This window comes from Pseudomonas sp. (assembly GCF_050739935.1).
Classification (GTDB): domain Bacteria; phylum Pseudomonadota; class Gammaproteobacteria; order Pseudomonadales; family Pseudomonadaceae; genus Aquipseudomonas.
Genome location: NZ_JBOICF010000036.1, coordinates 19,691 through 41,477, shown reverse-complemented (window position 1 = coordinate 41,477; position 21,787 = coordinate 19,691). Strand labels below are relative to the sequence as shown.

Annotated in this window: 20 protein-coding genes; 11 read left to right on the top strand and 9 right to left on the bottom strand. The window is 58.8% G+C overall.

All coding sequences use genetic code 11. The features are described 5' to 3' along the window. Positions 1-164 precede the first annotated feature (164 nt). A complete protein-coding gene (locus ACRER8_RS05975) occupies positions 165-1,373 on the top strand; it encodes an MFS transporter (RefSeq protein ID WP_431745423.1) in 1,209 nt (402 codons plus the stop codon). A gap of 616 nt (positions 1,374-1,989) precedes the next feature. On the opposite strand, the gene ACRER8_RS05970 is transcribed toward ACRER8_RS05975, so the two are convergent. The 3 genes from ACRER8_RS05970 to ACRER8_RS05960 all read right to left on the bottom strand — a co-directional run bounded on the left by ACRER8_RS05970 (position 1,990) and on the right by ACRER8_RS05960 (position 4,430). Continuing rightward, entirely contained in the window at positions 1,990-3,294 is a 1,305-nt protein-coding gene (locus ACRER8_RS05970) for an OmpP1/FadL family transporter (protein ID WP_431745422.1), read from the bottom strand. Between the two features lie 140 nt (positions 3,295-3,434). Continuing rightward, positions 3,435-3,926 (bottom strand): hypothetical protein, encoded by a 492-nt coding sequence (locus tag ACRER8_RS05965; RefSeq protein WP_431745421.1) that lies wholly within the window; start codon positions 3,924-3,926, stop codon positions 3,435-3,437. 279 nt (positions 3,927-4,205) lie between these two features. Continuing rightward, entirely contained in the window at positions 4,206-4,430 is a 225-nt protein-coding gene (locus ACRER8_RS05960) for a hypothetical protein (protein ID WP_431745420.1), read from the bottom strand. 1,010 nt (positions 4,431-5,440) lie between these two features. Between ACRER8_RS05960 and rmuC the strand changes: the two genes are divergently transcribed. The 3 genes from rmuC (at position 5,441) to ACRER8_RS05945 (ending at position 8,984) form a co-directional block, all read left to right on the top strand. Beyond that, positions 5,441-6,805, top strand: a complete 1,365-nt coding sequence (gene rmuC / locus ACRER8_RS05955; RefSeq protein WP_431745447.1) for a DNA recombination protein RmuC — start codon at positions 5,441-5,443, stop codon at positions 6,803-6,805. Positions 6,806-7,216: 411 nt separating this feature from the next. Next, complete coding sequence (locus ACRER8_RS05950) at positions 7,217-8,668, top strand: NCS1 family nucleobase:cation symporter-1 (RefSeq protein ID WP_431745419.1); 1,452 nt, start codon at positions 7,217-7,219, stop codon at positions 8,666-8,668. 190 nt (positions 8,669-8,858) lie between these two features. Next, positions 8,859-8,984 carry a PA1414 family protein gene (locus ACRER8_RS05945; protein ID WP_256601618.1) on the top strand — a complete coding sequence of 42 codons (126 nt, stop codon included), beginning with the start codon at positions 8,859-8,861 and terminating at the stop codon, positions 8,982-8,984. 153 nt (positions 8,985-9,137) lie between these two features. Here the strand turns inward: ACRER8_RS05945 and ACRER8_RS05940 are convergent, their stop codons facing one another. The 3 genes from ACRER8_RS05940 to speB all read right to left on the bottom strand — a co-directional run bounded on the left by ACRER8_RS05940 (position 9,138) and on the right by speB (position 12,287). Continuing rightward, complete coding sequence (locus ACRER8_RS05940; protein ID WP_431745418.1) at positions 9,138-9,428, bottom strand: hypothetical protein; 291 nt, start codon at positions 9,426-9,428, stop codon at positions 9,138-9,140. 260 nt (positions 9,429-9,688) lie between these two features. Then, a complete protein-coding gene (locus ACRER8_RS05935; RefSeq protein ID WP_431745417.1) occupies positions 9,689-11,068 on the bottom strand; it encodes a sodium:solute symporter in 1,380 nt (459 codons plus the stop codon). A gap of 268 nt (positions 11,069-11,336) precedes the next feature. Next, complete coding sequence (gene speB, locus ACRER8_RS05930; RefSeq protein ID WP_431745416.1) at positions 11,337-12,287, bottom strand: agmatinase; 951 nt, start codon at positions 12,285-12,287, stop codon at positions 11,337-11,339. 279 nt (positions 12,288-12,566) lie between these two features. On the opposite strand from speB, the gene ACRER8_RS05925 reads away from it, so the two are divergent. Both ACRER8_RS05925 and ACRER8_RS05920 read left to right on the top strand, forming a co-directional pair. Then, positions 12,567-13,460: a LysR family transcriptional regulator gene (locus ACRER8_RS05925; protein ID WP_110949036.1), complete on the top strand. Its 894-nt coding sequence runs from the start codon at positions 12,567-12,569 to the stop codon at positions 13,458-13,460. A gap of 12 nt (positions 13,461-13,472) precedes the next feature. Then, a complete protein-coding gene (locus ACRER8_RS05920) occupies positions 13,473-14,060 on the top strand; it encodes a tRNA-uridine aminocarboxypropyltransferase (protein WP_431745415.1) in 588 nt (195 codons plus the stop codon). 37 nt (positions 14,061-14,097) lie between these two features. Here the strand turns inward: ACRER8_RS05920 and ACRER8_RS05915 are convergent, their stop codons facing one another. The 3 genes from ACRER8_RS05915 to ACRER8_RS05905 all read right to left on the bottom strand — a co-directional run bounded on the left by ACRER8_RS05915 (position 14,098) and on the right by ACRER8_RS05905 (position 16,671). Further along, entirely contained in the window at positions 14,098-14,319 is a 222-nt protein-coding gene (locus ACRER8_RS05915; RefSeq protein ID WP_431745414.1) for a DUF6316 family protein, read from the bottom strand. Positions 14,320-14,669: 350 nt separating this feature from the next. Beyond that, the gene (locus ACRER8_RS05910; RefSeq protein WP_431745413.1) at positions 14,670-15,284 is read right to left on the bottom strand and encodes an NAD(P)H-dependent oxidoreductase; all 615 of its coding nucleotides are present in this window, start codon (positions 15,282-15,284) and stop codon (positions 14,670-14,672) included. Then, positions 15,277-16,671 carry a class II fumarate hydratase gene (locus ACRER8_RS05905; protein ID WP_431745412.1) on the bottom strand — a complete coding sequence of 465 codons (1,395 nt, stop codon included), beginning with the start codon at positions 16,669-16,671 and terminating at the stop codon, positions 15,277-15,279. Before ACRER8_RS05905 ends, ACRER8_RS05910 begins: the two co-directional genes overlap by 8 nt. A 257-nt stretch (positions 16,672-16,928) precedes the next feature. Between ACRER8_RS05905 and ACRER8_RS05900 the strand changes: the two genes are divergently transcribed. The 5 genes from ACRER8_RS05900 (at position 16,929) to ACRER8_RS05880 (ending at position 21,568) form a co-directional block, all read left to right on the top strand. Further along, on the top strand, positions 16,929-17,462 hold the full coding sequence (locus ACRER8_RS05900; RefSeq protein ID WP_431745411.1) for a DUF2059 domain-containing protein: 534 nt from the start codon (positions 16,929-16,931) through the stop codon (positions 17,460-17,462). A gap of 28 nt (positions 17,463-17,490) precedes the next feature. Beyond that, positions 17,491-17,787 carry a BolA family protein gene (locus ACRER8_RS05895; protein WP_431745410.1) on the top strand — a complete coding sequence of 99 codons (297 nt, stop codon included), beginning with the start codon at positions 17,491-17,493 and terminating at the stop codon, positions 17,785-17,787. Positions 17,788-18,108: 321 nt separating this feature from the next. Further along, the gene (locus ACRER8_RS05890; protein WP_431745409.1) at positions 18,109-19,074 is read left to right on the top strand and encodes a rhodanese-related sulfurtransferase; all 966 of its coding nucleotides are present in this window, start codon (positions 18,109-18,111) and stop codon (positions 19,072-19,074) included. A gap of 57 nt (positions 19,075-19,131) precedes the next feature. Continuing rightward, complete coding sequence (locus tag ACRER8_RS05885) at positions 19,132-19,734, top strand: DsbA family protein (RefSeq protein ID WP_431745446.1); 603 nt, start codon at positions 19,132-19,134, stop codon at positions 19,732-19,734. Continuing rightward, a complete protein-coding gene (locus ACRER8_RS05880) occupies positions 19,664-21,568 on the top strand; it encodes an ABC transporter ATP-binding protein (protein WP_431745408.1) in 1,905 nt (634 codons plus the stop codon). The genes ACRER8_RS05885 and ACRER8_RS05880 overlap by 71 nt, the downstream gene beginning before the upstream one ends. Positions 21,569-21,787 lie beyond the last annotated feature (219 nt).

The following is a 21,787-nucleotide window of genomic DNA, read 5'->3' as shown; positions in this document are numbered from 1 at the left end:
ACAGCTTCTCCGTGGCCTGACTTCAGTCTTCGTGAGCAAGCTCACTCCCACCTATCCTGCGCGCGCCCTCGATTGACACCCCTTATTCCGGCGCGTAGCTTCGCTTATTCTGATTTGCTGGCATATGCGCCTAATTCTGTGTGCGTGATTTCGGGAGAATAAAAATGACATCGGTCTGGCGTACCAGCGGTTGGGTTTTATTGGGCAGTGCGCTGATTCTGGCGCTGTCGCTGGGTACCCGGCATGGCTTCGGCCTGTTCTTGCCGCCGATGAGCGCGCAATTCGGCTGGGGCAGGGAAGTGTTCGCGTTCGCCATCGCCTTGCAGAATCTGATCTGGGGCCTGGCCCAACCATTTACCGGTGCTTTGGCCGATCGCTTCGGAGCAGCCAAAGTGGTGCTTGTCGGCGGCGTGCTGTATGCGCTTGGTCTGGGGTTGATGAGCATGGCGGATTCGCCTGTAACCCTGTCCCTGAGTGCGGGGCTGCTGATTGGCTTCGGCCTTTCCGGCACCACGTTCTCGATCATCCTCGGCGTGGTGGGCCGCGCCTTGCCACCGGAGAAACGCAGCATGGGCATGGGGCTGGCCAGCGCGGCGGGCTCGTTCGGTCAGTTCGCGATGCTGCCGGGCACTCTGGGGTTGATCGGCTGGCTCGGTTGGTCCATGGCGCTGGTTGCACTGGGCTTGCTGGTAGCACTCATTCTGCCGCTGGTGGCCATGCTCAAGGACAAACCCGTCCCCATCACTGCGGGCGAACAGACACTGCGCGAAGCCCTCCACGAGGCCTGCACGCATTCGGGCTTCTGGCTGCTGGCCTTCGGTTTCTTCGTGTGCGGCTTTCAGGTGGTTTTCATCGGCGTGCACCTGCCGGCGTATCTGGTGGATCAGCATCTGCCCGCGATGGTCGGCACCACCGTGCTGGCATTGATCGGGTTATTCAACGTATTCGGCACTTATATAGCAGGCTGGCTGGGAGGTCGGATGTCCAAGCCGCGTCTGCTTACCGGCCTATACCTGTTGCGGGCGGTAGTGATCGTGCTGTTTATCTGGGCGCCACTGACGCAAACCTCGGCTTATTTGTTCGGGATTGCCATGGGCCTGCTATGGCTGTCCACCGTGCCGCTGACAAACGGTACCGTGGCGACGCTGTTTGGGGTGCGCAACCTGTCGATGCTGGGCGGTATCGTTTTCCTGTTCCACCAACTGGGCGCGTTTCTCGGCGGCTGGCTAGGCGGCGTGGTGTATGACCAGACGGGGAACTACGACTTGATCTGGTACCTCTCCATTGCCCTGAGCCTGATGGCCGCAGCGCTGAACTGGCCTGTGCGTGAACAGCCCGTGGCGCGTCTGCAAATGCAGCAGGTGGCACTGTGACCCGCGTGATCCCCTGGTTCGTCGGCGTTGCCCTGGTGGCGGTGCTGCTGGCCCTGGGCTGGTGGGGCTGGCACCGCGTCGGGCTCGGCGTCCTGCAGTTGGGCATGACCTGTTAGGGCGCCAGGCGTCTGCGGTAATAGAGGGTAGCGTGTGTATCTGACCCTGACTTTCTGTCTGGGATGGATGCCGTTATGGACATCCGGCGGCTCTATCTTCTGTGCTTCTGTGCTTCTGCCTTCGACGAGCGCAGATCATTTCGCCTTCGGACGTCTAATCTATCGCGTGTGAAGTGCAACTCGGGCTGGAGCTAAAGCTCTTCGCCTTTGATGCCAAGCACATTTCTTCGCTACACCCTGATCCATTGTAGGAGCTGGCTTGCTGGCGAACGCGGTGGGTCAGTGATGGATGAGTTGTCTGACACTCCGCATTCGCCAGCAAGCCGGCTCCTACAGGAGATCGGGTAGATAAAAGTGGCGTTCGATGTCAGCAATGCGCAGAGCGTTGGCTTTAGCCCGCATTCGATGTGCTGATCAAATAACGAAAAACCCCGCATCCATCGCTGGCTGCGGGGTTCTCTGTACGGCGGACAGGTGATCTGCCTGTCCCGCCGACTGCATCAGAAGCGGTAAGTCAGGCCCAGGCCGAAACCGTTGGCGCTGTTTTCGTACTTGGCGTTGTAGGACTGGCCCAGCGCGTTAGCGTCGCGGACCTTGATGTCTTCTTCCTTCAGATACGAGTAAGCCACGTCGATGGTGATGTCATCAGTCGGGCTATAACCGGCGCCCACGCTGAAGATCGTCCGGTCGCCGGTCGGGATGCGTGGCGAACGGTTATCGTTGTTGGTTGGCGACTGGTCGAACGAAAGGCCGGTACGCAAGACCCATTGTTTGTTCAACTGGTAGGAAGTACCAATGGCGTAAGCCCAGACGTCATGCCAGTTCTGTTCTTCGGTAATGTTGGTGACCAGTGCCGGGGCTGCGAGACCACCCGCGCTGGTTACGCCGGAGTTCTTCACCGTGATGTCTTTCAGGCGGCTCCAGCGAGTCCATGTGGCCCCTGCATAGAGCTTCCAATCGTCAGTCATTTTCTGAGTGATCGAGAAATCCACCGACTCAGGAGTATCCAGGCTCAGCTTGCCGTCATAGCGAGCGGCGCCGAGGATCGGAGCAGGAACACCGGCGCCCGGCGTGACTTCCGTATGACCGTCAAGCTTGTAGGTCACTTTGGAGTGGTAGGTCAGACCCAGGCTGGTGGTGTCGGTAGGCTGAACCAGGATACCGGCGTTGAAGCCATAGCCGACGTCATCGCCCTTGACCTGAACGCGACCATCACCCGATGGACGACCAGTGACTGGCAGGGTCAGGCCGCTGACATTGAGTGCCGATTCCAGGACGCCGGAAATACGGTTGATGGTCGGACCGAAACCGATCGAGACCTTATCGTTGAAGGCATAGCTGACAGTCGGCTGGAAGGTGATGACTTTCACCATGCTCTTGCTGCCGAAATTGCGGCCCTGGAAGCTGTTTTCGTAGTCGGTGACCAGGCCGAACGGCGCATAGACGCCCAGGCCGAAAGCCCACTGATCGTCGATCGGATTGACGTAGAAACCCATCGGCACGGCCGTGAACGGAACCATGTCGCCTTTGTTGCTGCCGGTGCTTCGGCCGCTGACATCCTTGATGTCGGTCGAGGCATCGATTGCAGCAGCACCAACGGTGACTTGTTGGCGCTTGAGGCGCGACATGCCGGCCGGGTTGCCATAAACGATGCTGGCGTCATCGACGGATGAGGTACGCCCGGCAAAACCGGTTCCCATGCCGCTGATGCTTTGCTCGTTGAGGGCAAAACCCGATGCGAAGATTTGGGTGGAGGCAAGAGTGATGGCGAGACTGAGGCTGGATTTGATCATTGTTTTTTTCATTGTTAGAACTCCTTGTTGATCACCGCGCGGAAATTACCAACATTTTTCTTAACGCGCTATAGGCTGGATCACCCGAGTTAGAGCAGTTTTTGTAGGACAATCCGGGTGAACGTGCGGCGATCTCCAGCGAAACTGCTGGGTCACAAAATGGCTGGTTCGGCCTGAAACAAGGGGCGTACCGAGGTCTGCCAGGCGGTAGTGAAATCCTGCAGTCGGCCGTGGGGCTGAAATATCCTGCGCCAAATCCGCGCCATTCCCAGCAAGTCATCTTCGGCGGGCAAGGTCAGGCGGCTGGCTTCGACCATCATCCAGGCAATTGCAGTTGAATAACGCAGGTTCACTGTCAGCTCCAGATCCGGGCCGGTGAGGAAGGCATGTTGACTGGCGAGCCCTCTGACCAGACTGGCGAGATCGGGATCCTTGGCCAGATAGCCGTCCCAGAGCTGATAGTGCAGTGAATCGGAAATGCCGTAGAGGCCGTGCCCGCGTTGGCTGTCGAGCTCGGCGCCCAGCGCTGACTGGCTAGCGGCTACGGCGAGCAGGAAAGATTCTGCTCCTGGATGGTGGCGGCCGAGATAGATCAGCGTGGGGCGGATCACATAACGGCGCAATTCACTGGCAGCGATTCCCATAACACCCTCGCAAGGTCATATGAGCCGGCGGACCCTGACGCTTGGCAGCGAAAATCGGATTTGGGTCCCCCGGAAGCGGCTCAGGCCGCTTGAGTTGAAGCGTAGTCTCATATTTGCGGTGTAACGGGCTGTTTTTAAAATATTTCCCCATTTGCACGATTGTCCATATTCCGCCGGGCAATGATTCCCACGGTTTTTTCATATTAAAAACAGGCACAAAAAAGCCCCAACTTTTGAGGTTGGGGCTTGTGATCGCTTTCTTTTAGCCGACGAACGGTCTCAGGCCGTCAACGCCTGACGTGTACGGTCGATCACGGCTTGCAGCGGCTCGGCGCTGGAGTATTGATCGGGGTACAGGCGTTCGCTGTGACGGGCGATGCCATGTTCGTTGACGATGGTGAAGCTGAAGCAACCTTTGCGGGCGGCCATGATCAGGCAGTCCATTGGAGCGAAGGCGTTGGTGAGGGTGCGGATTGCAGCCTGAGTCTGGATATGAGTAGTCATGGTAATGGTGTTTCCTGAATCGACACGCAATAGAGGCGTGCAAAATAAAAACGTTCCAGTAAACGCGGGCCGATGCTCGAATGCGAGTCAGGGCAGGGCGCAGAACCTGTCTGGAACAAAAGCAGCCAGTTGAAGCGCGTTATCGTGTGGCGCTGGGCTGACTGGTAGGTACTTCGGAGGGCAGGCGACACAACAGGAGCAAAGGTTCGATGCTCGGGGTGAAGATCCTGATCAATTTGCAGGCTGGTTTGAGCAGGCCATGATTGCTTCTCCACCCCTCCGATTTTTCGGCAGGTCGTGCGAGTTCATGTCTGGAAACCATCGAGGTGATCGATCCCTTTTTTCAGTCCGTGTGCTGGAAGGCATACAGGGATTGAGGGATTTGTTCGATCAGAATTGACTTTCAGCTTGGTACTAACGGCGGCGATGCTAACTGATCTCGCAAAGCGACGCAAGCGGCTTTTGCAATCTGGAGTGTACGCCGAGCATATAGCGCCTGGTCGCAGCTTTTGAAGGCCACATATTCCAATTGGAAATCGACTTGTGCACATTAAAGCGGTTAGCTGCCATGTCACTGTCACATTCAGTGCTAACAGCTTGATTTCACGTAACGATTTATTAAGTCAATGAAAAGCATCGCTTTTTTTCATTGGTGAAAAAATCGTCAGTTTGAACGCAGGCCCCATTCTACCTGCGTTTGCGAAGGTTCAAGGGACGTTGTCCACTGAGTTATCCACAGGTTCTGTGGATTGTCCCAAGCGCTTCGTCTATTACGCACCTTTGCGCCTGTGCGCTACGCTTTCTCGCTTCTTGCGCCAGTGCTCCAACCGAATCTGACGTCAGCGCAGGTTCTGCGCATAATGCCGCCAGTATCGATTGTGAGTTGGGGATTTTTTATGGCATTGGACCTCACCAGCCTGTTGCTGGGATTGGGGGCGGCGGCGTTGCCGTTGCTGGCGCTGGCGTGGCAACTGCAGCGTCGGCTGGCCCGACGTGAGGCGGACGCAGCGCTGCTCGATGAGCGCTTGAGCAACGCGCAAATGGCCCAGGACGGCCTTAATGCACAGCTGGATGCCTGTCGTGACGAGATCAGCGATCTGAGCCAGGCCAATGCGGTCAAGCAGGCGGATCTTGCGGCACTGCGTCGGGAAGTCGAACTCCTGCGTCAGCAACATGATGCCGCCCGCCAGGCGCAGGACCATTGGGGGCAGGAGCGCGCCGTCAAAGAGGCTGAGTTGCGACGCCTCGATGCGCAATGTGCCTCGCTGAACGCCGAGTTGCGTGAACAGCAGGAGAGCCATCAGCAGCGCCTGAACGACCTGCAGGGTTCGCGCGATGAACTGAGGGCGCAGTTCGCCGAGCTGGCCGGGAAAATCTTCGACGAACGCGAGCAGCGTTTCGCCGAAACCAGTCAGCAGCAGTTGGGGCAGTTGCTCAATCCGCTGAAAGAACGCATCCAGTCGTTTGAAAAGCGCGTTGAAGAAAGCTATCAGCAGGAAGCCCGCGAGCGCTTCTCGCTGGGTAAGGAGCTGGAGCGCCTGCAGTTGCTCAACCAGCGCCTGAGCGACGAGGCCACCAACCTCACTCGCGCGCTAAAAGGGCAGAAAACCCAAGGCAACTGGGGCGAATTGATTCTGGAGCGGGTGCTGGAACATGCCGGGCTTGAGAAAGGGCGCGAGTATCAGACTCAGGTCAGCCTCAAAGGCCCGGATGGCGAGCGGTTCCAACCCGACGTGCTGATCATGCTGCCAGGCGACAAGCAGGTGGTGGTGGACGCCAAGGTCAGTCTTACGGCTTACCAGCAATATGTGTCGGCAGATGACGAGGTCATTGCGCAAGTGGCACTCAAGCAACACGTGCTGTCGCTGCGCAATCACGTAAAGGGCTTGTCCGGCAAGGATTACAAGCGCCTGGAAGGCCTGCACAGTCTGGATTTCGTGTTGCTGTTCGTACCGATCGAGGCGGCGTTTTCGGCCGCATTGCAGGCAGAACCGACCATGTTCCAGGAAGCCTTCGATCGCAACATCGTGATCGTCAGTCCTACGACGCTGCTCGCCACCCTGCGAGTCATCGACAGCCTCTGGAAGCAGGAACGTCAGAGCCAGAACGCGCGGGAAATCGCCGAGCGGGCAGGCTGGCTTTACGACAAGTTCGTGCTGTTCATCCAGGATCTGGACGAGGTTGGCAGCCGCTTGCAGCAACTGGACAAAGCCTACGGCGCTGCGCGTAACAAGCTGGTCGAGGGACGCGGAAACCTGGTCAGCCGCAGCGAACAACTCAAGCTGTTGGGCGCGCGGGCGAGCAAAAGTCTGCCGACCGATCTGCTGGAGCGGGCGATGACCGATGAAGATGGATTGGTGCAGTTGCCGGAATAAAGTAGTAGAAAAACCAGTCCGCGGTTAACCGCCTGTAGCAGTCCGCTTGCCGTCGTGGCGTCAACAAAGTCGCTGCCGCTGGCGAGCCGGACTGCTAAAAGCCAAAATCACAGGTCTGATTCTTGTATACAGTTTTCCAGCCCGAATTCTGTTCGTCGAAAAATGCACCGCCATCAGGCACCGCTGCACTGTGACTGGGCGCACATCGGATTACTCAGGCTGATAGCGCAATGTTATCTCTCGCCCTAAGCCTCCTTTTAAAACCGCTATTTAACGTCTTTCGTCATCCCGCAAAATCCTGCTGGCACGCATTCTGCCTATCGATTCGTATACAACCTAAGCTTGCTCCCGTACGCAGTGGTCAGATCTGACGTTTCCGGGAGCCAGTTCGTCCTCTCAGGGAGAAATGCGATGACAGAGCCGATGCCCAAAGGTTACAGCCCTCGTTTGTATAATCAGGATCTGGGGCCTGTGCCGCAAAAGTGGAGCTGGTACAACATTTTCGCGTTCTGGATGAGCGATGTGCATAGCGTCGGCGGTTATGTCTTTGCCGCGAGCCTGTTTGCGCTGGGACTGGCGAGTTGGCAAGTGCTGATCGCGCTGCTGGTGGGCATTTGTATCATTCAAGTGATTGCGAATTTGCTGGCCAAGCCGAGCCAGCAGGCGGCCGTTCCGTATCCGGTGATCTGCCGCCTGGCGTTTGGTGTCTTTGGCGCGAACATCCCGGCCGTGATACGCGGCCTGATCGCGGTCGCCTGGTATGGCGTTCAGACTTATCTGGCTTCAAGCGCCTTGATCATTGTGGTGCTGCGATTCTTCCCACAGATGTCGGTGTATGCCGAGCCTCATTTCGCAGGGTTGTCCTACCTCGGCTGGTTCGGATTCCTCGCCCTTTGGCTGGTACAGGCCGCCGTGTTCTGGGCGGGTATGGAGTCAATTCGCCGTTTCATCGATTGGGCAGGGCCGGTGGTCTACGCAGTGATGTTCCTGCTCGCGGGATGGATCGTCTGGAAGGCCGGTTGGGCCAACATCAGCTTCACCTTGTCCGAGAAATCCCTAACGGGTTGGGAAGCGTTCTCGCAGGTGATCATGGCGACGGCGCTGGTGGTTTCGTATTTCTCCGGGCCTACGCTCAATTTCGGCGACTTCAGTCGCTATTGCCGGAGCATGTCCGAAGTCCGCCGCGGCAATTTCTGGGGGCTGCCGGTCAACTTCCTCGCGTTCTCACTGGTCACCGTGGTCATCGTTTCCGGCACGTTGCCGGTGTTCGGCGAAATGCTGCATGACCCAATCGCCACCGTTGCCCGCATCGACAACAGCGTCGCTGTGCTACTGGGGGCATTCGCTTTCGTGACCGCGACCATTGGCATCAATATCGTCGCCAACTTCGTATCCCCGGCTTTCGACTTCGCCAACGTCGCGCCAAGCAAGATCAGCTGGCGTGTGGGCGGGATGATCGCAGCAGTGGCCTCGATCTTCATCACGCCGTGGAACCTGTTCAATAATCCGGCCGTGATCCATTACACCCTCGATGTGCTGGCGGCGTTCATCGGCCCGCTGTTCGGCATCCTGCTGGTGGATTACTACCTGATCAAGAAGCAGCAGATAGACGTCGATTCTCTGTTCAACGATGGCCCGAGCGGTCGCTATTGGTACACCGGCGGGGTCAATTACACGGCGGTCAAGGCGTTGATTCTGGCGACCCTGGTGGGCGTCGCGATCACCTTCGTGCCGGCATTGCAGCCCATGGCCAATTTTGCATGGTTCACCGGTTGTTTCCTGGGTGGCGCGTTGTTCTTCATATTCGCTCGTCGCAGTCAGGCGCATGAGCGAGCAGCACTCGCGCCAGCGGTGGCGGGGTAACGGGATAAATAACGTAGTGCCGTTGGTCGCATGAAATCTGGCATTTAGCGCTTTGGAATGTCTGAACGTAAAGAATGGGAAAATTCCTGCCGCGACACTTCGTAGCAGGCGTAAAGTGCGACTTAGCACTATTATTTGCGTTAAGCAGACCAGAAGTTGGCTGCCGGCATTTCCCTGAAGGGGGCGTTATATGAACAGCAAATTGCAAGAGTGGCTTCACGACGTGGGTGTTGCGCTAGGTTTGATCGAGCGGCCAAAACTGCAGCCCATTCCCGTCCGCACCGACGATGACGAACGTCGCCGCCCACGGCGCTGAGCCGAGTTCGTATTCAAATCGTTAGAACAACGGTGCTATCGCCCGATAGCCCGCCCGACTGAAAACGCACCCGACGTCGTGGCTTTCGCCACAGTCAAACGGGTGCGACTTCCTCGCAGACGTCTTCTCTATGGAAATCTAACGCATCTGCGTTCAGGGGGATTTCCTGTTCTTCATCTGCACCAGGATCAGGTCGACGAGTCCCTGCAAGGTCAATTGGTTGTAGTAGGGTTTTTCGGGCAAATGAGACAGGTCGGATTTAACGTCATTCGGTAGCGCAATGTTAAAGCCGCTTTGCAAATCGGCAAAAAAGTCAGCGAAATCCTCTTCGTCCATAAACAGTTCGCTCACTTTCACGTCGTCTTGTTCTTGAATGACCGATTTGTCGACGAGGATTTTCCCAAGCGTGTCGAAAATGTGCTGCTGAATTTCACGGCGGTCCATGGAAAGCCTCTGGTTTGATGTGTTCGAAGCTCACCCCGACTTCTCACAGAGGGTTGCCACCTGACAGCCTGAGACTGCTTCACTCCCTGAAATCACCCATTTAGGCACTTCGCTACGGTGCTGTCCCGATCAAGGCTAGTTCATGTTTTGAGCTATGAACTGCTCCGTCACAGATGAAATTTTGTAACCGCGCATAAACAGGACGCCCGGAGGCGCCCTGTGATGTGTTTCTGCGTTTCTACGGTTGGGGCAAGGTTAAATCAGGCCACACTAGCCACTGCAGCGGGACGTGGCGAAACCAAGCTGACCACTACGAAACTCACCAGACCGATCGCCAGGCTGTAGTAGATCGGTGTGTTGGCGTCCAGGCCATCCTTGAACATGAACACCAGCGCGGTGACGAAACCCAGGCTCATGCTGGTAATGGCGCCGGCGGTGGTGGCGCGTTTCCAGTAGATCGCGCCGATCAGCGGAATCAGCATCCCGCCCACCAGCAGGTTGTAGGCCAGGGTCAGGGCGCTGATCACGTCGTTCACCACCAGCGCAATGGCCAGTACGACAATGCCGGTCAGGGCAGTGAACAGGCGGTTGATACCCAGGCTAGATTGCTTGCCACCGCGCAGTGTTGGCAGCAGGTCTTCGGTGAGGGTAGTGGACGCGGCGAGCAGCCCGGCGCTGGCGGTCGACATCATGGCGGCCAGGGCAGCGGCGATCACCAGGCCGCGAATCCCGTCAGGCAAGGAGGCTTTGACAATGGCGGCGAAAGCGGTGTTGACGTTGGCCAGGTCCGGCAGCAACACGTGGGCCGCCATGCCGATCAAGGCGCAGGCCAGACCATAGATGATGCAGTAGACGCCAGCGATGGAGCCTGCGTACTGCGCGACTTTGGCTGTGCGTGCGGTGAACACGCGCTGCCAGATGTCCTGGCCGATGAGGATGCCGAAGAAGTAGATCAGGAAGTAGGTGATGATGGTGTCCCAGCCGATGGTGGTCCAGCTGAAGCTCGATGCTGGCAGCTTCGCCACCAGTTGGTCCCAGCCGCCGACGCGGTACAGGCAGATCGGCAGCAGGATGAACATCAGGCCGACGGTCTTGATCACGAACTGAACAATGTCGGTCAGGGTCAGCGACCACATGCCGCCGATGGTCGAATACACCACGACCACGCCGCCGCCCAGGAGTACCGAGACCCAGAATGGCAGATCGAACAGCACCTGCATGACGGTGCCGATGGCCAGAATCGAGGTCACGCCGATCATCAGCGCGTAGGCGAGCATGATCACCGCACTGGCTTGGCGGGCCATCGGGTTGTAGCGTTTTTCGAGGATCTGGGTGACGGTGAAGATGCGCAGCTTGAGCAGTGGCTTGGCGAGGAACAGGTTCAGAGCGATGATCCCGGCGCCCAGCGCGGCGCAAAGCCAGAAGCCGGAAATGCCGTGGACATAACCCAGGCGCACGGTGCCGACGGTAGAGGCCCCGCCCAGGACAGTGGCGGCCATGGTGCCCATGTACAGGCTCGGGCCGAGATTGCGTCCGGCAACGAGGTAATCCTCGTGGGTCTTGGCCTTGCGCATGCCATACCAGCCCAACACCAGCATGCCGGCCGCGTAGATCAGCACGACGAAAATATCTAAAGCCATGGAGTGTCTCCAGTCATTGTTTTTATAGTGAGTTGCGAATCATCCGGCTGAAACGACGCAGGCAGTCAGCGGGTGAATTTTTTATTCAGTTGAAAATGCGGATCGGGGTAAGCACTGGATCTGTGGGAGCGAATTCATTAGCGATGGGGCATTACAGACGATGCATCCTCGTCGCCTGGTCGCCTCGCGAATGAATTCGCTCCCACAGAGTTGAGTTCGTCGCAAGCATTCAGATCGCCCGAAGTGCCTGCGGCGAACCTCAACCTCCCTAGCGGTGAGTCACACCCGGCAGCACACAGAGCATTTCGTACAGCAAGTTGGCGCCCAGCAGCGAGGTATTGCCGGTGGTGTCGTACGGCGGCGAAACCTCTACCAAATCGCAGCCGATCAGGTCCAGGCCCTGGCAGCCGCGAATGATCTCGATGGCTTGAATGGTGGTCAGACCGCCGATTTCAGGGGTGCCGGTCCCAGGCGCCCAGGCCGGGTCGATGCCGTCGATGTCGAAGCTCAGGTAAACCGGGCCGCCCCCGACTTTCTCCCGCACTTCAACCATCAATGGCGCCAGCGACTTGTGCCAGCACTCTTCGGCCTGCACCACGCGAAAGCCCTGCTTACGGCTCCAATTGAAGTCCTCGGCGGTGTAACCCTGAGCCCGCAACCCAATCTGCACGACGCGATCGCAATCCAGCAGCCCTTCTTCCACCGCGCGGCGGAACGTGGTGCCGTGGGCAATCTTTTCGCCGAACATGTGATCGTTGACGTCAGCGTGGGCGTCGATGTGAACCAGACCGACCTTGCCGTGCTTCTTGTGGATAGCCCGCAGGATCGGCAGGGTGATGGTGTGGTCGCCACCCAGGGTCAGCGGGATGATGCCGTGCTCCAGAAAGCCGTCGTAGGCCTCTTCGATGATGCGCACCGCGTCCAGCAGGTTGAAGGTGTTGATAGCAACATCGCCGATATCGGCAACCGACAGCGAGTCGAACGGCGCAGCGCCGGTGGCCATGTTGTAGGGACGAATCATCACCGATTCGGCGCGGATTTCACGAGGTCCGAAACGGGTGCCGGCCCGCAGCGAAGTGCCGATATCCAGAGGCACGCCAATGAAGGCAGCATCCAGGCCAGCGGCCGATTGCAGGTGTGGCAGACGCATCATGGTAGCGATGCCGGCGAAGCGCGGCATTTCGTTGCCGCCCAGTGGTTGGTGGAAAATCTTGTCCACGGGATTGCCTCATCGGTGAGTTATCAGTAGTTGTTGGGCGGATTCTGCGAACCGCGCGGGCTGCGAACAATCGCTGAGGCAAAATACTTAGTTCAGAGATTTCTGAACTATCAGACAAATCAAGGTAAGCTGCCGCCGATTGCACCTCTGCAGCGTCGTTCATCTCTGTAGCAGCACGGCTTGCCCGCGGTGGCATTCGAGAGATTGCCTCCGCCAGCGAGCCATGCTGCTGCAGAGGCAGTCGTTTGATTCGCGCACATTGATTCTTCCGGTATCTTCATGGCCAACGCATTACCCGATCTGAAACTGCTGCGCATCTTCGTCTGCGTGGTCCGCCACCAGGGCTTTGCCAGCGCGCAGCAAGAGCTGAACCTGTCGACCTCAGCAATCAGCACTTACATGAGTCAGCTGGAGTCGGCGCTGGGCATCGTGTTGTGCCATCGCGGCCGTGGCGGCTTCAGTCTGACCAGCAAAGGCGAGCTCTTTCATCAGGAAACCCTGCGCCTGCTCGGTGAACTGGAAGGCTTTGAACTGTACGCCGCTGCGCTCAAGGGCGAATTGCGTGGCACGTTGAACCTCGGCGTGCTGGACTCGACTGTGAGCGACCGTGCGCTGCCGTTCGCCGAAGTGATCGGCGCCTACAGCGAAGAACATCCGGCGGTGCATTTGCATCTTTCGGTGATGAGTCCGTACGAGCTGCAACTCGGGGTGCTGGACAACCGCCTGGACCTGGCAATCGGCTCGTTTTCCACACGCATGAACGGGCTGCTGTATCAGCCGCTTTATCGCGAGCAACACTGGCTGTATTGCAGTAATCGCCATCCATTGTTCGCCGAACGGCGCATTCCTGAGCCGGTGATCACCCAGCAACGCATGGTCGGTCGTGGCTACTGGAGTCAGGCGGAGCTGGCGCGGCATGGTTTCAAGCACAGTGCGGCGACCGTGGAAAGCATGGAGGCGCAGTTGATTCTGGTGCTGTCAGGTGCCTACATCGGTTATCTGCCCGAGCACTATGCGCAGTCGTGGGTCGATTCGGGGCACCTGCGAGTGCTGTTGCCGGCCACGTTCGGTTACCAGGCGCCATTTTCGATGATCCTGCGTCGCGGGCGCAGTCGCGAACCTTTGATCCAGACCTTCCGCGATCTACTCAAAGCCCAGCTCAACCCGCTCTAGGAGGTCACGACCATGACACGTGCCCGTTGCGAGCGCTGCCATCGCCCGCAGGATCACTGCTTGTGTGCGCTGATTCCCAAGCTCGACAGCCGTACCAGGGTGCTCATTCTGCAGCACCCCAGCGAGGTCAATCACGCGTTGAATACCGCTCGCCTGGCCGCGTTGGGCCTGAGCAATGCGCAGTTGGTGGTCGGCGAGGTGTTCGAGGATCTGGCGCAATTGCTCACGGTGCCGGGTTACCGGGCCAGCCTATTGTTTCCGGGGGAGGGGGCGACCGCGCTCACCGAGCAACGGGCTGATTCGGGGCCGACGCTGTTGGTCGTTCCGGACGGCACCTGGCGCAAGGCGCGCAAATTGCTGCATCTCAATCCGCTGCTGGCGGCATTGCCCAGGGTCACACTGGAAAACGCGCCAGTTTCCCGATATCGACTGCGCAAGGCCCCAGGGCCTGAGGCGTTGTCCACACTGGAAGCCATCGCCCATGCCTTGCACACCCTTGAGCCGGATCGCACGTTCGAGGCTTTGCTGCGTCCTTTTGATGCGTTGATCGAGGGCCAGATTGCTGCGATGGGTGATGAAACGTTTCGCCGCAACCACTGATGGGGTTCAGGCCTGACATGCGGTTCAGGCCTGAGGGTCAGCCGTTCAGCGACGCCGGTGGCTCATCCGATGAAGCCTTGCTCGCCTGCATGCGGCGAATATAGGCGTTGGTTTCCCGCTCGGCGTCTTCCTTGGAGAAAAAGGGGCCTTCGAGGGTGTTTTCACGTGTGCTGAAAAAATACAGACCATTGACGCGGGAGACGCGGCCGCTGCGAAAGTGTACGGAGTGCTGGGGGTCTTGCTCACGCTTGCCTAACATGGGCTTCTCCGGTTTCGGGAGTGTCGGGGAAATGTGTCAGGACGGCTAAACCTGAAACGACAGCCAGGTGACTTCCACAGCGTGAGACGGAAAAGTCGACTGGACGTTCGATACTTTACTCCAACCGGCGAGCGACCGGTAATCGAGCTGACGCACCTGTAGGAGTCGGCTTGCTGGCGAACGGGATGCATCTGCAACACAAGTGCCGGCTAACACACCCGGTTTGCCAGCAAGCCGGCTTCTACAAGGTAGCGGGGTGTTTGTGCCCAATGCGCTGGGTGACGCTGCGTTTGCGCCTGCACCCGGGCTGTCACAGACCACACTCCAGCAGCCAGAAAGCAGCTACCCAATCACTTCTTTCCCAACGCTTCGGCCTGATGAATCCACTGCTGACGTTGTTCCTCAGTCGAGGTGCGGACCGGGGAAAACTCGGTCAGGCGCGTAGTCTTGATGCCGCAAAACTCCAGAATCGTCCTCTTCATCTGTCGATGGGCCGGCGCCTTGAACACCCAACGGAAATAGCGCGAAGGGGTGTCCAGCGTCACCAGCAATTCCGCTGTCCTGCCCTTGAGCAGTTCGTTGGAAGGGTGATGCCGACCGTGGGCCTTGAACGCGAAACCGGGCATGAACACCCGGTCGAAGAAACCGCTCAGCAGGCTCGGCAAGCCACCCCACCAGACCGGATACACAAACACCAGATGCTGAGCCCAATGAATTTCCCGCTGAGCTTCCAGCAGGTCATGCTCCAGCGTCTGGCTCGATTCATAACCGCCGCGCAGCACCGGGTCGAATTCCAGTTCCTCCAGTTTCAGCACCCGCACCACATGACCCTGACTGCGTGCGCCCTGGGCATAGGCTTCGCCCAGCGCGTGGCAGAGGCTGATGGTCTTCGGCGAACCGATGACCATCAGGATACGTTTGCCATACCCTTCCAGTGGGGTGGCGCCGCTGATCGGCTCAGCCATTACTGCCAGCCTCTAGCATCTTCTCGGGACGTACCCAGGCGTCGAACTCGGCATCGGTCAAAAACCCGAGTTGCAAGGCCGCTTCGCGCAGGGTCAGGCCTTCGCTGTAGGCCTTTTTGGCGATCTGCGCCGACTTGTCATAGCCGATGTGCGGGTTCAGAGCGGTGACCAGCATCAGTCCGCGCTCCAGGTGCTCGGCCATTTTCCCGGCGTCCGGTTCCATGCCCGCGATGCAGTGCTCGTTGAAGTTGCGGCAACCATCGCCCAGCAGACGAATCGACTGCAGCAGGTTGTGAATGATCACCGGTTTGAACACGTTCAGCTGCAGATGGCCCTGACTCGCGGCGAAGGTAATGGTGGTGTCGTTGCCCATGACCTGACAGGCCAGCATCGACAACGCCTCGCATTGAGTCGGATTGACCTTGCCGGGCATGATCGAGCTGCCTGGCTCATTGGCTGGCAGCTTGACTTCGGCAAGCCCTGCCCGTGGCCCGGAGCCCAGCAGGCGCAGGTCGTTGGCAATCTTCATCAGCGTCACCGCCAGGGTTTTCAACGCACCCGACAACGCCGTCAGCGGCTCATGCCCAGCCAGCGCGGCGAACTTGTTAGGTGCGGTCACGAATGGCAGACCGGACAGGGCAGCCAGTTCGGCGGCCACCGCTTCGGCGAAACCATGGGGTGAGTTCAGACCGGTGCCGACCGCCGTGCCGCCCTGGGCCAGTTCGCAGACGGCAGGGAGCGCTGCGCGAATGCTTTTTTCGGCGTAATCCAGTTGCGCGACGAATGCCGACAGCTCCTGACCGAAAGTGATCGGCGTGGCGTCCATCATGTGCGTACGACCGGTCTTCACCAGCTTCATGTGGCGCGACGACTGCTCGGCAATGCCCGCCGACAGCTCGGCAATCGCAGGCAGCAGCTGTTCCTTGACCGCCTGCGCGGCTGCGATGTGCATCGCGGTGGGGAAGCAGTCGTTGGAGCTTTGCGAGCGATTGACGTGATCGTTGGGATGCACCGGAGATTTACCGCCACGTCCCTTGCCCGCCAGTTCGTTACCGCGCCCGGCGATCACTTCGTTGACGTTCATGTTGCTCTGCGTGCCGCTGCCCGTTTGCCAGACCACCAGCGGGAACTGGTCGTCCAGCTTGCCGCTCAACACTTCGTCGGCGGACTGTTCGATGAGCCGGGCAATGTCGGCAGGCAGGTCCCCGTTACGGTCATTGACTCTCGCGGCGGCCTTCTTGATCAGGGCCAGCGCATGCAGCACAGGCAAAGGCATGCGCTCCTGACCAATGGCGAAGTTGATCAGCGAACGCTGGGTCTGCGCCCCCCAGTAAGCGTCTTCGGGGACTTCGATCGGACCTATGCTATCGGTTTCTGTACGGCTCACTGGACTCACTCCTTAGGGTCGAATAGCGCAGTTTAGTACCCGGCAAGCGAGTTCGGTTCCCGGTAATGGCTGCGCGGCAAGAAGATGCGTCATCAGTGTGCGACAAAAATACGAATGAAGTGAAACCTTCATGGCATCTCATTGTCTTGCGGTGGCGATTGAACCGCTCGTAGCACCGGGGGTTGAGCGCAGGGCAAAAAGGGGCGCAGAATGGCCGGCCTTGGGGTTCAGCCTCGCCTGCTAGATAAGGAAACTCGATGACCCGTCTTCGTGCCATCTGTGCTGCGGTCGCTCTGGTATGCGCCAGCGGCCAGGCTCTCGCCGCCACCGCCAGCCATGAAGCCAGTGCTGTAGCGTTCCTCAAACTGGCTCACGCCGATCAGTTGGGCGCGCCGATTTACGTGCAAGCGCAGCAAATGTTCGCCCAGCGTTTTGCTGAAACCAAAGCGCCTGATTCCAAAAAAGCGGTGCTGGAAAAATACCAGGCTCAGGCCAACGCCACGCTGGACAAAGCCATTGGCTGGGACAAGCTGCAGCCTGACATGGTCAAGCTGTACACCGATAACTTCAGCGAACAGGAGCTAAAGGATCTGGTGGCGTTCTATCAATCTCCGCTGGGCAAGAAGGTCCAGGCGAAGATGCCGCAGATCAGTCAGCAATCGTTCCAGATGACTCAGGAGAAGCTGCAACCAGCAGTGCCTGTAGTCACCAAGCTGCTTGAGTCCATGACCAACGAGCTCGTTCCGGCTGGCGCCAAAGGTGCCCCGGCTGCGCCCGCCAAGAAACCGTAAGTCCCAGAAGCCATGAGCGAAGCCTGACATGAGCATGCAACAGCGAATCGAATCCGCGTTGGCGGTCTTTCAGCCCGAGCACCTGCAGGTGCTCAACGAAAGCCACATGCACAGTCGCGGCACCGATACCCACTATAAGGCCGTGGTGGTCAGCGAACAGTTCGCTGGCCTCAACGCCGTCAAGCGCCATCAGAAGGTCTATAGCCTGCTCGGTGGTCTGATGGGTGAGTTTCATGCCCTGGCACTGCACACTTACACCCCGGAAGAATGGTCGAAACTGGGCGCTGCGCCTGCTTCGCCGACCTGCGCCGGGGGGCATGATTGATTCAGATTGCTGATCTGGATCTGCCCCGTTTCTGCGAATGAATGCGGTCCCTTCTGGGAGCGAATTCATTCGCGAAACGGTGTGCCAGCCGCTGCATTTCTGTCGCCCGATCTATTTTTCGCGAATGAATTCGCTTCCTCAGGTCTGATCCACGCCTGACGCACCTCTATTGACCTGCATCAATCCCCCACTCATCAACCACCCTGTCTGCCAGTCGCCGATTTTTGCTAGAATCCGCGCCGCGTTGCCGGGTCGGCACGCGTTCACCTGAATCATTCATCCGGTAGGCCCTTTGCGAGGGTCACCACCTGGAGACGCAACATGAGCCAAACCGCACCTATCGTCGTCGCGGCGCTGTACAAATTCGTCACCCTTTCTGACTACGTCCAGATGCGCGAGCCATTGCTCAAGGCGATGGTCGACAACGGCATCAAGGGCACGCTGCTGATCGCCGAAGAGGGCATCAACGGTACGGTTTCCGGCAGCCGCGAAGGCATCGACGGGCTGATGGCCTGGCTCAAGAACGATCCGCGCATGGACGACATCGATCACAAGGAGTCGTACTGCGACGAACAGCCGTTCTACCGCACCAAGGTCAAGCTCAAGAAAGAGATTGTGACCCTTGGCGTCGAAGGCGTGGACCCGAACAAGGCCGTCGGCACCTATGTCGAGCCACAGGACTGGAACGCTCTGATCACCGATCCCGAAGTGCTGCTGATCGATACCCGTAACGATTACGAAGTCTCCATCGGCACTTTCGAAGGCGCCATCGATCCCAAGACCACGAGCTTTCGCGAGTTTCCCGAGTACATCAAGGCCAACTTCGATCCGGCGAAACACAAGAAGGTCGCGATGTTCTGTACCGGCGGCATTCGCTGCGAAAAAGCCTCGAGCTACATGCTTGGCGAAGGCTTCGAAGAGGTCTATCACCTCAAGGGCGGCATCCTCAAATACCTGGAAGAAGTGCCTCAGGACGAAAGTCAGTGGCGCGGCGACTGCTTCGTGTTCGACAATCGCGTGACCGTGCGCCATGACCTGAGCGAAGGCGACTACGATCAATGTCATGCGTGCCGCACCCCGATCAGCGTTGAAGATCGTGCCAGCGAGCATTATTCGCCGGGCGTCAGCTGCCCGCACTGCTGGGATTCGCTGAGCGAGAAGACCCGCCGCAGCGCCATCGACCGGCAGAAGCAGATCGAACTGGCCAAGGCGCGTAATCAACCCCATCCGATTGGTCGCAACTATCGTTTGCTCGATGGCCAATCCGACGCGAACCAGGCTGAATAACCCCAGACCTTTGAGGCTTGAACCATGAACGCACGCCTGCTCTATGTGATGGACCCGATGTGTTCATGGTGCTGGGGCTTTGCGCCCGTGGCCGAGGCGCTGGTCGAGCAGGCAAGGGCGGCGGGTCTGCCACTGCATCTGGTGGTGGGCGGCTTGCGTACCGGCAGCGGCGCGGCGCTTGAGCCGACCACCAAACGCTATATCCTCGAACACTGGCACGCGGTGCAGGACACCACCGGTCAGTCATTCAAGTTCGAAGACGCCCTGCCTGACGGTTTTGTCTACGACACCGAGCCTGCGTGCCGCGCCATCGTCGCTGCGCGCAGTCTGGCCCCGGACATCGCCTGGAAACTGGTGAAGGGAATCCAGGAGGCGTTCTACCTGCACGGTCGCGACACCACCAACGCGTCGGTGCTGACGGAGTTGGCTGAAACCGCCGGGCTGCCACGCATCGAGTTCGCCGAAGCGTTCGACAGCGCCGAGCAGCACGCCGCCACGGCGTCGGATTTTTCCTGGGTGCAGGATCTTGGCATTGCCGGCTTTCCCACGCTGCTGGCCGAGCGTAATGGCCAGTTGGCCTTGCTGACCAATGGCTATCAACCGCTGGATGAACTGGCACCGTTGCTCAGCCGTTGGCTGGAGCGCGCCGCCAGTGCGTGAGTCCGTCAATAGACAAGCTTCGGGCGGAGCCCCTGCCGATGACCTGCTCGCGCAAGTCGATCGTCTCGACTGGGCGCAGATTCGCAAGCTCGCGCTGCATCACAAGAAATCCCTGTGGATCGCCAATGCCGTAGCGGTGCTGGCGGTGCTGTGCTCGGTTCCGATTCCTTTGCTGCTGCCGTTGCTGGTTGATGAAGTGTTGCTGGGCAAGGGCAATGCGGCGCTGCTGTTCATGAATAACTTTCTGTCTGAAAACCTGCAAAAGCCGGTGGGTTATATCGGGCTGATGGTGGTTGCCACGTTGTGCCTGCGTCTGGGGGGCTTGCTGTTCAACGTGATCCAGGCGCGGCTGTTCGCCGGGCTGGCGAAGGACATCGTCTATCGCATCCGCATTCGCCTGATCGAGCGTCTCAAGCGAATCTCCCTTGGGGAATATGAAAGCCTGGGCAGCGGCACCGTCACGGCGCATCTGGTGACCGATCTGGACACGCTGGACAAGTTCGTCGGCGAAACCCTGAGCAAGTTTCTGGTCGCGATGCTGACGCTGACCGGCACGGCGGCAATCCTGGTGTGGATGCATTGGCAACTGGCGCTGCTGATCCTGATGTTCAACCCCCTGGTGATCTACGCCACGGTCAAGCTGGGCAAACGCGTCAAACATCTCAAGAAGCTGGAAAACGACAGCACCTCGCGATTTACCCAGGCGCTGACCGAAACCCTGGATGCGATTCAGGAGATTCGCGCCGGTAATCGCCAAGGCTACTTCCTCGGTCTGCTCGGCGGGCGGGCCAGGGAAGTGCGTGACTATGCCGTATCGTCGCAATGGAAAAGCGACGCTTCGAGCCGTGCCAGCGGGTTGCTGTTCCAGTTCGGTATCGACATCTTCCGCGCGGCAGCGATGCTCACGGTGTTGTTTTCCGACCTGTCCATCGGCCACATGCTCGCGGTGTTCAGCTATCTGTGGTTCATGATCGGTCCGGTGGAGCAACTGCTGAACCTGCAATATGCCTTTTACGCCGCAGGCGGGGCGTTGACCCGGATCAATGAGTTGCTGGCCCGTGCCGACGAGCCGCAATACGCAGGAGGCGTCAACCCGTTCATCGGCCGCAAAACCGTAGGCATTGATGTGCGCGGGCTGTGCTTCGGCTACAACGAAGAACCGGTCCTCGATCACCTTGATCTGTCCATTCAACCGGGCGAAAAAGTAGCGATCGTCGGCGCCAGCGGTGGTGGCAAAAGCACGCTGGTTCAACTGCTGCTGGGCCTTTACAGCGCGAGGGCCGGAAACATTCGCTTCGGCGGCGCGAGCCTTGAAGAGATCGGTCTTGAGACTGTGCGCGAAAACGTTGCTGTGGTTTTGCAACATCCCGCATTGTTCAATGACAGCGTCCGCGCCAACCTTTCCATGGGCCGCGAGCGAACCGACGAAGCCTGCTGGCAGGCGCTGCAGATCGCTCAACTGGACGCTACGATTCGCGCCTTGCCACAAGGGCTGGACAGCGTCGTCGGACGCTCCGGTGTGCGTTTGTCAGGCGGTCAACGTCAGCGGCTGGCGATCGCGCGAATGGTCCTGGCCGAGCCCAAGGTGGTAATTCTGGATGAGGCCACTTCGGCACTGGACGCTGCCACCGAGTACAACCTGCATCAAGCTCTGAATCGCTTTCTCAGCGGCCGAACCACTCTGATCATCGCCCACCGCCTGTCAGCGGTGAAACAGGCCGACCGCGTGCTGGTCTTCGACGGCGGCAGCATTGCCGAAGATGGCGATCATCATCAGCTCATCGCCGATGGCGGCCTTTACGCGCGCCTGTATGGTCACCTGCAACAGTTCTGATACAGCTTGTCGGTTTTTTGCATATACCGTCCCAAATGGCGTATCGCCAGTGGAACACGTCAATTCTTAGGCTATGCTTGAGCGTCGTGTTCAATGAAAGTGTGAAAAGCGTCATATTTACGTCTCTGCTTTCACGCGATAAATCTTGAGCTGCATACGAAGGCCGTGAGCAAGCGTTCCGTTGCGTCGTGGAAATTAGCCGAGTCCCACGTTTTCAGG

Coding starts and splice junctions, on each gene's coding strand:
- ACRER8_RS05975 (WP_431745423.1), top strand. CDS start 165: ATGACATCGGTCTGGCGTACCAGCGGTTGGGTTTTATTGGGCAGTGCG.
- ACRER8_RS05970 (WP_431745422.1), bottom strand. CDS start 3,294: ATGAAAAAAACAATGATCAAATCCAGCCTCAGTCTCGCCATCACTCTT.
- ACRER8_RS05965 (WP_431745421.1), bottom strand. CDS start 3,926: ATGGGAATCGCTGCCAGTGAATTGCGCCGTTATGTGATCCGCCCCACG.
- ACRER8_RS05960 (WP_431745420.1), bottom strand. CDS start 4,430: ATGACTACTCATATCCAGACTCAGGCTGCAATCCGCACCCTCACCAAC.
- ACRER8_RS05950 (WP_431745419.1), top strand. CDS start 7,217: ATGACAGAGCCGATGCCCAAAGGTTACAGCCCTCGTTTGTATAATCAG.
- ACRER8_RS05945 (WP_256601618.1), top strand. CDS start 8,859: ATGAACAGCAAATTGCAAGAGTGGCTTCACGACGTGGGTGTTGCGCTA.
- ACRER8_RS05940 (WP_431745418.1), bottom strand. CDS start 9,428: ATGGACCGCCGTGAAATTCAGCAGCACATTTTCGACACGCTTGGGAAA.
- ACRER8_RS05935 (WP_431745417.1), bottom strand. CDS start 11,068: ATGGCTTTAGATATTTTCGTCGTGCTGATCTACGCGGCCGGCATGCTG.
- ACRER8_RS05925 (WP_110949036.1), top strand. CDS start 12,567: ATGGCCAACGCATTACCCGATCTGAAACTGCTGCGCATCTTCGTCTGC.
- ACRER8_RS05920 (WP_431745415.1), top strand. CDS start 13,473: ATGACACGTGCCCGTTGCGAGCGCTGCCATCGCCCGCAGGATCACTGC.
- ACRER8_RS05915 (WP_431745414.1), bottom strand. CDS start 14,319: ATGTTAGGCAAGCGTGAGCAAGACCCCCAGCACTCCGTACACTTTCGC.
- ACRER8_RS05910 (WP_431745413.1), bottom strand. CDS start 15,284: ATGGCTGAGCCGATCAGCGGCGCCACCCCACTGGAAGGGTATGGCAAA.
- ACRER8_RS05900 (WP_431745411.1), top strand. CDS start 16,929: ATGACCCGTCTTCGTGCCATCTGTGCTGCGGTCGCTCTGGTATGCGCC.
- ACRER8_RS05895 (WP_431745410.1), top strand. CDS start 17,491: ATGAGCATGCAACAGCGAATCGAATCCGCGTTGGCGGTCTTTCAGCCC.
- ACRER8_RS05890 (WP_431745409.1), top strand. CDS start 18,109: ATGAGCCAAACCGCACCTATCGTCGTCGCGGCGCTGTACAAATTCGTC.
- ACRER8_RS05885 (WP_431745446.1), top strand. CDS start 19,132: ATGTGTTCATGGTGCTGGGGCTTTGCGCCCGTGGCCGAGGCGCTGGTC.
- ACRER8_RS05880 (WP_431745408.1), top strand. CDS start 19,664: ATGGCTATCAACCGCTGGATGAACTGGCACCGTTGCTCAGCCGTTGGC.